Origin of the sequence: Pseudoalteromonas sp. NZS127_1 (assembly GCF_015864295.1) — a bacterium.
Classification (GTDB): Bacteria; Pseudomonadota; Gammaproteobacteria; order Enterobacterales; family Alteromonadaceae; genus Pseudoalteromonas; species Pseudoalteromonas arctica.
The window spans coordinates 113,698-126,892 of record NZ_JADYXO010000008.1; the positions used below are offsets into that span (position 1 = coordinate 113,698).

At 38.3% G+C, this 13,195-nt stretch carries 9 protein-coding genes; 3 read left to right on the plus strand and 6 right to left on the minus strand.

Annotation, left to right across the window (positions count from 1 at the left end; genetic code table 11):
- Positions 1-49 precede the first annotated feature (49 nt).
- The 6 genes from I6F50_RS09600 to I6F50_RS09625 form a co-directional block, all read right to left on the minus strand.
- Entirely contained in the window at positions 50-520 is a 471-nt protein-coding gene (locus I6F50_RS09600) for a methylated-DNA--[protein]-cysteine S-methyltransferase (RefSeq protein WP_197119911.1), read from the minus strand.
- Entirely contained in the window at positions 520-1,872 is a 1,353-nt protein-coding gene (locus tag I6F50_RS09605; RefSeq protein WP_165728412.1) for a DNA-3-methyladenine glycosylase 2 family protein, read from the minus strand. Before I6F50_RS09605 ends, I6F50_RS09600 begins: the two co-directional genes overlap by 1 nt.
- Before the next feature lie 75 nt (positions 1,873-1,947).
- Positions 1,948-2,559, minus strand: a complete 612-nt coding sequence (locus I6F50_RS09610; RefSeq protein ID WP_197176094.1) for a superoxide dismutase — start codon at positions 2,557-2,559, stop codon at positions 1,948-1,950.
- Positions 2,560-2,573: 14 nt separating this feature from the next.
- Entirely contained in the window at positions 2,574-3,080 is a 507-nt protein-coding gene (locus tag I6F50_RS09615) for a hypothetical protein (RefSeq protein WP_197160444.1), read from the minus strand.
- Between the two features lie 80 nt (positions 3,081-3,160).
- Positions 3,161-3,643: a GNAT family N-acetyltransferase gene (locus I6F50_RS09620; RefSeq protein WP_197119907.1), complete on the minus strand. Its 483-nt coding sequence runs from the start codon at positions 3,641-3,643 to the stop codon at positions 3,161-3,163.
- 12 nt (positions 3,644-3,655) lie between these two features.
- A complete protein-coding gene (locus I6F50_RS09625) occupies positions 3,656-8,419 on the minus strand; it encodes a PAS domain-containing protein (protein WP_197160442.1) in 4,764 nt (1,587 codons plus the stop codon).
- Between the two features lie 252 nt (positions 8,420-8,671).
- On the opposite strand from I6F50_RS09625, the gene I6F50_RS09630 reads away from it, so the two are divergent.
- From I6F50_RS09630 to I6F50_RS09640, 3 genes are all read left to right on the plus strand, one after another.
- Positions 8,672-9,547 carry a cation diffusion facilitator family transporter gene (locus I6F50_RS09630; RefSeq protein WP_165728417.1) on the plus strand — a complete coding sequence of 292 codons (876 nt, stop codon included), beginning with the start codon at positions 8,672-8,674 and terminating at the stop codon, positions 9,545-9,547.
- 57 nt (positions 9,548-9,604) lie between these two features.
- The gene (locus I6F50_RS09635) at positions 9,605-10,675 is read left to right on the plus strand and encodes a PepSY domain-containing protein (RefSeq protein ID WP_165728418.1); all 1,071 of its coding nucleotides are present in this window, start codon (positions 9,605-9,607) and stop codon (positions 10,673-10,675) included.
- Between the two features lie 72 nt (positions 10,676-10,747).
- Positions 10,748-12,892, plus strand: coding sequence for a TonB-dependent receptor (locus I6F50_RS09640; protein WP_197160440.1), 2,145 nt, complete (start codon positions 10,748-10,750; stop codon positions 12,890-12,892).
- Positions 12,893-13,195 lie beyond the last annotated feature (303 nt).

Below are 13,195 nucleotides of genomic sequence, written 5' to 3' on the forward strand. Positions count from 1 at the left end.
TACAGTGTAGTATGTAGAACTAAACATACAAAATATTCGTTAAATTAATTTACATTAATCCTTCGTGTTTCAGCAACCAAAGTTTCCTATCAAGCCCACCAGCATAGCCCGTTAACTTTGCATTTGCGCCAATAATTCGGTGGCAAGGCACTATAATGCTAATCGGATTTTTACCATTCGCAGCACCTACTGCCCTCACTGCTTTTGGGTTATTGAGTTGGTTTGCAATATAGCCGTATGTTTGTGATTGCCCAAAAGGCACCGTTAATAGTGCTTGCCATACGCTTTGTTGAAATGCTGTACCGTTTGTATCAAGTGGTACATCAAAAGTAGTGCGTTTTTTTGCAAAGTACTCATTTAACTGCGCAGCACAAATAAGCACCGCCTTGTTAGCGACTTGTTCAAATGGCGTATGAGGGTGTTCAACTGGTGGATAAAACCCAACGTAACTCACGCCTTTCTCGGTCGCTTGAATAATTATGTCGTCTATAGGGCTCGAAATGGATGTTTGAATGATCATTATAATTGCTGCCAAAGTTGAAAAGTTAAGTAAGAGCGAAAAGGAGCGCTGTTAGCAGGTACGAAAGGGTTTGCCGCCGCTTGAGCTTTTTTAACACCTAAGTCGCCATCAAGTAATATATCGGGCTGGCTTTGCCCTCGCAACTTTGCATAATTTACTGTCCAAGGACCAATTCCCTTTAAATTAAGCCATTCGTCTAAATCGTCATTTTCAGGATTTAGTGCACAAAACTGGGCTAAGTTGTGTAGCGCATTTTTGCGTGCTTGTGGCATTTTAAAAAATGCAAAATCACTATTAGCGACAATTTTAGCCGTAGGGAAGTAAATAACACCGCCCTCTTTTTCGCCTAATTCATCAACTAACTTTGTTACTAAATTATGCGCCGCAGTAACACTCACTTGTTGTCCGAGTACCGCCCTTATACCGGCTTCAAAACTTGACCAAATCCCTGGAAGTCTGAGCCCTTCACACACTGTAAACGCATTGTTAATATTGGCGCTTAAATGCGTTTCAATTAAATTAATATCGGCATCTAAATCAAGCACACGGCGTATATTATTTATAACGGGTTGTAAGTACACCGTATTGTCTATATTGATAGATACACTAAAGTGGTTTTTACTCGCTATAAATTCAGCGGTAAAGCTTCCTTTATATTCCTCACTTGCAAAAGTACGTCCGTAGCTCGTTTGTGTTATCCACTCCATTGGTTTTATCAAGCGCCGTTGTAAAAAGCCCTGCAAAGCAGGCCAATTATAAGGCGGCCTAAATGGCAGGGTTAAAGTGAGTTTTGACGTTGGTTTTTTATCGCCACTGCGCAGCTTCGAGGGAGCTATATTTAACTGCTGTAAAAATGCATCATTAAAGCGCCTAATGCTTTTAAAGCCAGCGGCAAATGCTATTTCGGTAAGAGGTAAATGTGTTTCTTGAATCAGCTTTTTAGCAAAGTGACACTGGTTAAATAATCGGTATTGCGTAATCGACACGCCAAAATACTGCTTAAACAACTGTCTTAAATAACGACTGCTTATACCTAAACGAGCTGCTAATTTTTCGCAGTCGTGCTCATCGTGCTGATCAATTAATTGCTTAGCTCTCAGAGCTGTGGTTTTTGTACCCTGCCAAGCAGCGCTGCCTGGTGCGCTATCGGGTCTGCATCGTATACATGGCCTAAACCCAGCTTGGGCTGCATTATGTGCAAACTGATAATACGTGACGTTTTTTTCGTGTGCGGTAGGAGCTGGGCATATTGGTCTGCAATATATGCCCGTACTTTTAACAGCAACATAAAAAAGCCCGTCAAAACGTGGATCGCGGCTCTGACGTGCTTTTTGCCAATGTGAAGTGTCCATAAACGGCTCTATAAATTAAACCTTATAGAGCCTAGCTTATACAAAAAAAACTGTATTACTAGCCATATTCGGCACTCAACCAATAGCCAATAAATAACGCCTTTGTACTTCTTGCCAATTAATTACATTATAAAATGCAGCAATATAATCAGGACGTTTATTTTGATACTTCAAATAATAGGCATGCTCCCATACATCAAGTCCCAAAATAGGGATATTTCCCTGCATTAAAGGGCAATCTTGATTAGCACTATTTTCTACAATCAACTTTTCATCCGGCGTTACACATAACCACGCCCAACCACTACCAAATTGGCTAATTGCCGCGGCTGTAAATTGGTCTTTAAATCTATCAAAACTGCCTAGTTGCTCATTAATAACCTGAGCCACAATACCTTCAGGTTGACCTCCTCCTTGTGGGCTCATTATTTGCCAAAATAAGCTGTGATTAAAATGCCCTCCTACATGCTCTTGTACTGCTTTTTGCAAATTACTAGGCAGGCTGTTTATTCCCTTAAGTAATTTTTCAGCATTTGCGTTTGCATATACAGTATCTGCTAAAGCAGCATTGGCTTTATTGATATACGTTTGATGATGCAATGTGTGGTGAATATGCATCGTTTTACTGTCTAAATGAGGCTCAAGCGCATCATATTCATAATCAAGTGCTGGCAATGTAAACGCCATAAATACTCCTTATTTTAATGTAGCAGGCTGTTTGTTGAGTCTTTAGAGCATAAGCAAAAATTCACTTGCTCTATTAGCTCAGGTAAAAAATGATAGCGTCTTGCAAATGATACAAGTTCAGAGGAAGTTTTAATGTAATGATGCTTACTCACTTTTTGTATATCGTAATGAGTATGCTTAATTAATGAAGAGAGTGTTAAGTGTACTTCGCATAACCATTTACATGCATTTTCAGGCTGTTGCATAGCAATATAGGTATCAGCTAAATTATGTGAAGCAACAACAAGTGCGGGTATACAATGCTCAATAGCATGAATGGCATTATTATTAATCTGAGCGTATAAAAACTGCTGAAGGAGATGATCTGCGAGTGTTTGGGCTAATAAGTATTTATCGCGTGCTTCGAGTAAAGCACCTTGTTCAAATGCATAATTACCTTGCATTATGTTCGACTGCCAAGGGCTTAATGCTTGTTCAAGATAGAGTAGATCTGGCTGGGGCTGTTTTTGACTTGAGATCATATAATCATCTGCACATTTAATTATTGAGTGTGTATTTAACTTACACACCCAACAACGCAAATGCAAATGATTTTCATTAACTATTTAGCGAAATCTAATAATTCCTGCCCTGTTAAGCGATATATAATCCATTCGTTTTGTGGCTTTGCACCAATGCTATTGTAAAAATCGATAGCGGGTTTATTCCAATCAAGGACCACCCATTCAAAACGGCCACAGTTATTACTAATCGCATTATTAGCTAAGTGCTTCATAATGGCTTTGCCTGCACCATTGCCACGACTATCAGGGCTTACATATAAATCTTCTAGGTACAGGCCATTTTTACCTAACCAGGTAGAGTAATTATAAAAATATACTGCAAAACCAATTGGCTCATCGCCTTCTAAACAAATTATGCTGTGCGCGGTTGATCCTTCGCTAAACAAAGTATCTAGAATTGCTTGTTCATCTGTTTTTACCGCATCAGGTTCTTTTTCGTATGTGGCAAGTTCGGTAATAAAGTGCAAAATTGTTTTTGCGTCACTTGGTTTTGCATCACGTATTATAACGGGTTTACTCATTGTATTTTGACCTTAAATATACAGCTCTAATTTATCTTTTAAAATATCTAATTGAATAGGTTTACTCAAGTAATCATCCATTCCAGCAGTTATACAGCGCTCTTTATCGGAGTCCATTGCATTAGCAGTGATGGCAATAATTTTTATATTTTTGTGCTGCTCACCCGCGACCCCTTCGCGTATAGCTGCAGTTGCCCCAAAGCCATCCAAAACTGGCATTTGGCAATCCATAAGTACAAGCTTAAAGAATCCTGAATCATGCGCTTTTAATATATCAATTGCCAATTGACCATTCCCGGCAATCGTAACGTCACAATTAAGCTTTTTGAGCATTAATTTAGCCACCTGTTGGTTAATGGGATTATCTTCTACAAGTAGTATTTGGGCAGATTCCTGCACCTTTTCTTTTTTAAGTGACGAAATATAGCCTGACGTAACAAGTGGAAGTGTCTCGCCTGCATCATTACTCGTTATAACCGACAGTGCAGAAATTAAATCGGCAGTGGTCACAGGTTTAGGAAAATATGCCTGAAAGCCAGCGTCAGAATAACGCTGAGCGCCTTCCATACCAGCAATACTAGTCATCATTACAAGTGGCATTGATTTATAATGTGCATGTGCTTTTAGTGCTTTACAAAGCTCTATGCCGTCCATTCCTGGCATTTGCATATCAAGCACTGCAATATCGTACATACAATTTTTGCTTTCATATTGCTGCGCGCACATATCAAGTGCTTGATGTGCATCGCATGCAAGCGCAACCTTAGCGCCCCAATGCTCAAGCTGTTGTAAAATTACTATCCGATTTGTTTCGTTATCATCAACAACTAAAACCGTTAACTCTTTCATATTAATATTAGGAATATAACGCTCTTTTTGATCGCCAGGGGTCAGCATTATAGTGGCAGTAAAGGTACTTCCTTCGCCGGCTTCACTACTAAGAGAAATTGCCCCACCCATTAGCTCACAAAGCTGCTTACAAATAGCCAGCCCTAAGCCACTGCCCCCGTATTCACGCGTTGTTGATGCATCTACTTGAGAAAACGGAGTAAATAATTGCTGCTGTTTTTCTAAACTGATCCCTATACCTGAGTCTTTTATACTGACAATAAATTCTAAGCCTTGAGCCACTTTATTAACTTTCGCACTTACAACAACCTCGCCTTTACTCGTAAACTTAACGGCGTTACTTAGTAAATTAGTAAGTACTTGGCGAATTCGCCCAGGATCACCGCATAACTGCGAAGGTTCAAGTGCAACCAAATCTAAAATTATTTCAATCCCTTTGTCTTGAGCTGTAAATGCTTGCGCGGCAGCAACTTCACCAATTAAATCGCGGGCATTAAAGTTAATTTCTTCAAGCTCAATTTTACCCGCTTCAGCTTTAGAGAAATCTAAAATATCGTTAATGACACCCAATAAAGAATGTGCACTTGTTTTGGCTATATCGACTTTAGTTTCTATTGGTTTAGGTAATGACTCTAATTGAACAAGCTCTAGCATACCGAGTACACCATTCATTGGCGTTCTTATTTCGTGACTCATGGTTGCTAAAAATTGGCTCTTGGCAATGGCTGCATCTTCTGCTTTTACAAGCGCTACTTTAAGCTCCTCACTGATTACTTTACGTTGCTGAGAAATTAAAGTACTTCCCACTAAAGTAGCTAATGATCGAAGATACGTTTCTTCACTTTGCGTCCAATAGTGGTGCTCGCCAACAGTTTCAGCACATAAAATACCTAAATTACCATCGCCTGTTGCTATAACTGCATCAAGTATTGATTTAATATTGAGTGGTTTTGCATACGCTTCTATAAAATCAACAGTTGCCGGATGAGTATAAACATCATCAATAGCCACTAAGTTTTGCTCATAAATGGCGTTATAATATGCAGGATAGTCTTTAGCAGTTAAAACAGCATCTGTATCTACAAACCCTAGCCCATCTATATATAAGCTATGACACGCCATCACGTCTCGTTGTTCGTTAAAAATCCATACCGACGCACGTGCAATATTTAGCACTTCACACATAGATTTAACCGCTAGCTTTTTAACTTGCTCTACATCACTATTTTGCACTTCAGGTGCGACTGTAAGCGCGGCTAAATTTTTGTTATAGCGGTTTGCTTTTTCGCTTTCGAGTTCAAGGCGTTTATGTGCGTCAATACTTTGAAATGAGCCAAAAACACGCACACATTTACCATCTTTAAACTCTGTTTGCCCCATCGATTTAACCCAGCGTTCTTGCCCAGCATAGGTTAAAATAATAAGTTCAACACTCCAGCTTTCACCTAATGTTACTGCGCATTCAAACAAAGTATTTATAGTATCTCGGTGCACTCCTGGTTTATAAAAATCAATTGCGGTATCTATCCTCGGCTCAAATCCCTCTGGTACTTCGTGGATAACTTTAACTTCATCAGACCAATAAAGAGTATGTGCTTCTAAGTCAATTTCCCATGCACCAATCTGCCCTTGCTTACTCATTGACTCTAGCAAGCTTTGCTGACGATTTATTTTTAATTGCGTATTGTATCGCTCTGTAATATCTAAAATAAATCCATCTAAATACAAAACGTTACCAGTTTCATCGTAAATTGCTTGGCCTTTTTCATTTACCCAATGCAAAGAGCCATCGCGAGCTGTAATTCTATACTCAACAGACCATGACTGCTTAGCACTGGCACAGCGTAAAATTTCAGCTTTTATTTTTTTAGAATCGTCTTCGCATATTAAATCAAAAAAGCTTAGAGCATCATTGCCTATCAACTCATCAGGTGAATAGCCTGTTATCTCACTTGCTTGCTCACTCATATAAAGTGTGCTTAATTTATCATCAAATTTACACCGATAAATAATACCCGGTATATTTGATACCAAAGATGCAAATCTATCTCGGCTTCCTTGCAGTTCAAGTTCAGTTGCTTTTTTATCTGAGATATCTAAGTGAGTACCTATCATTCGCTTAGGCGAACCATCACTATTCCATTCAACCACTTTAGCTGTATCAAGCACCCACACCCAGTGGCCATTTTTATGCTTCATACGCGCTTCACTTTCGTAGTAATCTGTTTCACCAGCAAAGTGCGCTTTTAGCTTTAAGTCTGATTCAATTAAATCCTCTGGGTGAATAAATTTATACCAAGTTTGTATTGTACAAGGCTCTATTTCACTCAGTTTATACCCTATAATTTCAGCCCAACGGTTATTTAAAACAGCTACGTTAGTATCAATATACCAATCCCAAATACCTACAGCAGTTGTATCTATCACTAACTGCAACTGTGTTTTATGCTGCTCAAGTTCTAGTTCTTGCAGTTTAAGAAATGTCATATCGGTACGAATAGCAATATAGCTTTGCGGTTTACCGCTTTCATCTAAAAATGGCGCAATGGTCGTATCTACCCAATAAAAACCACCATGCTTCGCTTTATTGCATATTTGCCCGTTCCATACATCTCCGCGTTTGAGGGTTTTATACATATTTTTAAAAAATTCTTTTTCGTGCTTTCCTGAATTTAAAATACGATGGTTTTGACCTATTAATTCATATTCATCATAGCCACTAATTTCGCAAAATTTCTTATTTACAAAAGTAATGGTGCCATGCAGATCAGTTACTGCAACAATGGCATGTTCATCTAATGCGCTTTTTTGCTCAGCTAATTGTTTTAATGCAATTTGAAGTGCAGAGCGTTGTTTTTGCAGTATGCTTTGCTGTTCTGCTTTTACGGCCACTAACTTACGCAGGCCTAATGAAAGCTGATTAAACTCTATGCTGTCGTTTATTATTGGCACTTTAACCACATCACCTTTGGTAATGTTTTCAACAATTTTAGCTAAGTTAATTAAAGGACGAGAAAGCCGACGACCAAACCACCACGACGACGTTAATATAAGTAGTAATGCCCCCATATTTGTTAATATAGCGAGCTGCTTATAATAATTAGATCCTTGCAATGCAACGTCTTTTGGTTTTGATACAAGTAATTGCCAACCAGATTCATTTAAAAACTCTAAAGAATTAATATACCCATATAAAGTGGCTTCATCTTTATTACTATAAGAAAAAACACGTTGTATTGGTGAGCCATTCTGAGAGAAAAATAGTGGTTGGGCATCGTCTGTATTATTACTTTTTTGAATTTTATTATTGTGCATAACATAAAATGTTATGTCTTTATTAGCTGTGTGTATTTTACTTAGATTATTCAATAAGCCGTTTAAATTTATATCTGCGAGCAATATGGTTTGTAACTTATTTTCGCCATTTAATACCGGTAAACCAATAATATGATACTCACGCCCTGAGACAGTCATTGACTGAAATTGAATTTCTCCTGTATTTTTAATACCAGAACGAATGTCGTTAAAACGTTGGTCTTTAATAACATTAAAAAAGGGGGATTTGGGGAGTGAATTAACGAGGTCTACATCAATAAGCTCTACATTATTAACAAAGTCGTACTGCTCAACAAATTGACTGATTAATTTTTGCTTTTTAGCAGGGCTAATATCAAGCTGTGTCCTAAGCAAATATAAGTCTTTAACATGGTCCGCAAACCAAATATCAGCAAATTGCTTGCCTATATTATTAAGCTCGTTTAGTTCAGTGTCTGCATTTTGTTTAAGGGTGCGATTTACGTGTTCAAGACTAAACCAAGTAAGTATACAAAGTGGCCCTAAGGCTATAATTATAAAGGTTATAATTAACTTACTTCGAACAGATTGTCCTTTACCTGTTAATTCACCAAAGTTTAAACCTTTGTCCATGCTTAATACCCAGCAGCTTTTAATCATTTAATATTACTTACATTAATGCACTAAATATATAAAGACGCAAGTTTTGAGCTGTAAACTCCTTAAAAAATCGACATTTAGCGTTACAATCTTAAATTCGCGCATTCAAAAAAAGTACGTCTTTATTACTAACTTACAATTGCGTTCATTTACACTATAACTCCTGTAGCTGTTTTAAATCACCCATGATATAAGCAATATTCAATCAAAGCATTTGAGAGCATTATGGCGCACGATCACTCACATAGTCATGTAGACGAAAACCAAAGCAATAAACAACTCACCGTTGCTGTGGTTATTAATGTATTGCTAACCGTAGCCCAAGTTATTGGCGGGATATTTTCGGGCAGTTTGTCACTTATAGCCGATGCCCTTCATAATTTAAGTGATGCTGCCGCTATATTTATAGCCTTGGTTGCACGTAAAGTTGGTAATAAACCTGCTGACGGCACTCATCACTTTGGCTATAAACGCGCAGAAATACTCGCCACACTTTTTAATAGCAGTACATTAATATTAATTGGCGTGTATTTAATTTTTGAAGCCATTTCGAGCTATTTAAACCCTCAACCAATTAATGGCTGGATAGTTGTGTGGGTGGCAGCAATAGCATTGGTAATCGATTTAGCAACCGCATTTTTAACCTACCGAGCAGGTGCAAATCACAGCATAAATATAAAGGCGGCTTTTATCCATAACGTATCTGATGCAATGGCGTCTATTGTGGTAATTATTGCGGGCACCTTAATTATTTTATACCAATGGTACATTGTCGATTTAATTGCCACTGTACTTATTTCTATCTATGTAATTTATCATGGCATTTTACTATTAAAGCAAAGCTGCAAAATTTTAATGCAAGCAGCACCCAATAACATCGACACACATGCTATATCACATGCTATTGGTAGTGAATTTAATATCGAATCTGTAACCAGTATTAAGCTTTGGCAACTAGACGATAAAGAAAACTACTGCGAGCTTGTTATTAGCACTCAGCAAGCAATTGATTTGCCAGCCGTAAAAAGCTTTTTACACGACAATTTTAATATCGAAAACTGCATAATAGAAATCCAACCAAATACACAACTATTTAATTGAAAACAGCTCGTATTATCATTTACAATATTGCCATTAACTCATAATGAGATACCGTTTTTGAAACTTTGGTTACGTAGAATTCATTTAGGCCTTGCCCTTATTAGCGGACTATTTTTATTAATAGTGAGCTTAACCGGTGCTGTTATGATTTATGCAAAAGACATACAGCACTTAATAGAACCCGCAAAATGGCAAGTAACACCACAAGCAAATTTAATGCCTTACGATGAGCTTATACAAAATGTACAAGCTCAAACTAAGCAAAAAATCACCTTTTTTATGCCCGAACAAGCGCCAAACGCCGCATGGCAATTTAGGTTAGCTAATAAATACTACGCCAGTGTTGATCCCTACTCAGGGAGAGTGCTAAACGTCTATGAATCAACCGATACGATTTATGGGTTTGCTATGGGATTACATCGTTGGCTGTTGTTTGAAGACAGTGAGGGTGAAAAAACCTTTAGAAATTGGATGTCGGTGTGTGCATTGCTACTTTTAATAAATGTATTACTCGGCTTTTATTTATGGGTAAAACCTAAAAACAGAATTAAGCGTTTAGCTATAAAACCAAAAGCCAAATTTAGAGTGCTCATGTATCAATTACATACCGTACTGGGTGTTTACTTTTTTATACCGCTGGTACTTATTGCCTTCACTGGCATGGCATTTAATTGGAAAACACAAACTCAATCGGTATTAGAATTTGTAACGTTTAATAAAGTAGAACAAAGGCCTAAAGCACCGAAAATAATACAGCCCTCTCAGGCTACTTTAGACTATAACAAAGCAATTAAAAATGCAGAGAACGTATTTCCAGATGGCAAAGTATATAGAATTTATTTACCTAAAAAAGCCGACGAAGCAATAGCACTGAGAATGCAAAACCCTGGCGAAAGCCACGCTTACAGCTGGGTTTGGACTAACCCATTTACTGGTAAAGTATTAAACTCATTTGACGCCAGTAAAACCAACTTCACAACACAAACATGGAACTTTAAGTATAAGTTTCACATTGGTGATTTTGCAGGCCCTATTGTGCAGTTTTTATGGTTATTAATAGCCCTTTCACTCGCATTTTTTATTGTAAGCGGTGTGTATTTTTGGTTAAAACGCCATAAATGGAAATAAATCTCATTAACACTTGCCTCATTAGTTGATAATAATTACCATTACGGGAACTATTATCAACTAAGACACCCTATGTTAAAAACTTCGCTTTGCCTTATTGCTGTTGCAATAAGTACTAACACGTTAGCAAATGAAAATAATAAAAATGAATACACTTCTGATCAGTTAGAGCATGTCATTGTATCTGGCAGCCGCATATCAGAAAGCATAGACGAAGTACCTGCCTCGATTACCGTTATAAATCAGCAACAAATACAACAGCATTTAAAAGTAAGCTCAGAACTGGGAAGCTTACTCGCGCAAATGGTTCCAGGGCTAGCTCCCGATACCGGCAGTTCAAGTAATTCAGGACAAACACTACGCGGCCGCGCGCCATTAATAATGATTGATGGCGTACCGCAATCAACCCCTCTTCGTAATGGCTCTTTAGGCGTAAAAACGCTTGATGCAAGTGCCATAGCGCGCATTGAAGTCATAAAAGGCGCAACGTCTATTTATGGTAATGGTGCCTCAGGTGGCATTATTAACTACATAACAAAACAGGCTCGCAGTGATGGTAAGCCTGAAGGGGAGATTAGTATTTCAAGTCGCTTTAGCGCTGTTAAATTAGCAGAGAGCGGCGGTGGCAGAATATCGGCTGCGGTAAACGGTAAGCTCGATAAGCTCGATAAGCTAAGCTATCTGTTAACAGCAAGCTATGAAGAAAACGGCGTACAACGCGACGCCGAAGGCGATATTTTAGGCTTACAATATGGTTTATCCGACTCTGAAACTCAAAACTATTTTACCAAACTAACTTATGATTTTGACGACGAAAAACAACTTCAGTTTAGCTACAACTTTTACAGCTCACAACAAAAAACAGACTTAGGCGATGTGACTGGCGATGGCAATATAGGGGAAAAAACATACGCTATACACGTCCCCTTAGCGCTTCAAAAACAAGGTAAACCGCAAGGCCCAGAAGGCAACGAAAATATAACCCTAAAATATGTTGATTACGCGTTGTTTGAAAACACACAAATGACCCTCGATCTGTATAAACAAAATATAGAAAACGTATTCTTTTTCTCAACCGCTTTAGCCAATCTTGATGAAGGTTATAGCGGTGGTCAATCGGTTATTAAATCAGATAAGCAAGGTGCAAGAGCTACATTTAATAGCCAGTTTGATTTTGAAAACGTAACAGCCACCCTAATCTACGGTATTGATGCCTTAAACGATAAAACATCGCAACCTTTAGTAGATGGCCGTGTGTGGGTGCCAGAAATGGACATGGAAAGTGTGGCTGGCTTTTTACAAACCAAATGGGTAATAAACGACGACATTATTGTAAAAGCGGGTGTAAGAAACGAAAGCATTGATTTGAGCGTAAGTGACTACCAAACGCTAAAACTTTGCAAAACCGCATCGCAATGTTCAGTACCATTAAATGTGCGTGGCGACACCATTAATTACGATGCAACAACCTATAATGCCGGTATTAAATATAACTTAACAGATGCATTTAGCCCGTTCTTTAGTTACTCACAGGGCTCTGATATTTCTGATATTGGTCGCTTACTTCGCGCAGCGACCGTTGACGATATTGCGCTAATTCAAACCCAAGCTTCAATAATCGATAATTACGAAGTTGGTTTTACTTCACAGTTTGAAAACGTGCGTTTTGAATTTGCTCTTTACAGAAGTACCTCAGAGCTTGGTACAAGTAATGAGTATAATGAAACAACGGGTGTTTACGAACCTGTACGCGCACCACAAGAAATATGGGGTTACGAAGGGTTAGTTAACTACACTATTACCGAAGACCTTAAATTAAGCGCAACTTATAGCTATGTTGAAGGTAAAAACACTGAAGCTGATGAGTACTTAGGGGCAGCTCAAATTAGTCCACCTAAAGCCACTGCTAATTTAACGTGGCAAACAAATGACGAACTATCACTTGCAATGAGCTTTTTATATGTAGGCGACAGAAAGCGTTTTGATAAAAATGCGCAAGGCCAATACTCTGGCGATCAGGGCCCCGTTAGTAGCTACAACACATTTAACTTAAGTGGCCAATACAATGTTAACGCCAGGTGGAGTGGGTATTTTGGGATAGAAAACCTGTTCAATAGTGATTACTACCCTGCCCGCGCACAGGCTTACACCTACGGTGGATATAACATTAAAGGATTAGGCACAACGGCAACGCTGGGGGCTAAATATCAATTTTAATGAATGAATAAACACTATAGGCATGCCCTGCATGCCTATATACTTAACCTGAGCTCTGGTTAAGAGATTTACTGACCTATTGAATCATGGAGATATTTAAATTGATTTTCTCTAGCCAGAGATTCTCAGTGAAAACAAGGCGACTTTACGCGTCAATAGCTAGCCTATTGCAAGTAAATTCAACGCAGTTAGCACTGATAATAACTGCTGGAGATAGATTTATTATTCAGAGTTCAGGTTAATTAACAAAACCACATAAATAAACGTCTCGCTTTTACCTATCAATCATGACCTTATATAAGA

Bases quoted from the DNA above. Each gene is read 5' to 3' on its own strand.
- I6F50_RS09600 (WP_197119911.1), bottom strand. From the start codon at position 520: ATGATCATTCAAACATCCATTTCGAGCCCTATAGACGACATAATTATT.
- I6F50_RS09630 (WP_165728417.1), top strand. From the start codon at position 8,672: ATGGCGCACGATCACTCACATAGTCATGTAGACGAAAACCAAAGCAAT.
- I6F50_RS09610 (WP_197176094.1), bottom strand. From the start codon at position 2,559: ATGGCGTTTACATTGCCAGCACTTGATTATGAATATGATGCGCTTGAG.
- I6F50_RS09605 (WP_165728412.1), bottom strand. From the start codon at position 1,872: ATGGACACTTCACATTGGCAAAAAGCACGTCAGAGCCGCGATCCACGT.
- I6F50_RS09640 (WP_197160440.1), top strand. From the start codon at position 10,748: ATGTTAAAAACTTCGCTTTGCCTTATTGCTGTTGCAATAAGTACTAAC.
- I6F50_RS09615 (WP_197160444.1), bottom strand. From the start codon at position 3,080: ATGATCTCAAGTCAAAAACAGCCCCAGCCAGATCTACTCTATCTTGAA.
- I6F50_RS09625 (WP_197160442.1), bottom strand. From the start codon at position 8,419: ATGGACAAAGGTTTAAACTTTGGTGAATTAACAGGTAAAGGACAATCT.
- I6F50_RS09620 (WP_197119907.1), bottom strand. From the start codon at position 3,643: ATGAGTAAACCCGTTATAATACGTGATGCAAAACCAAGTGACGCAAAA.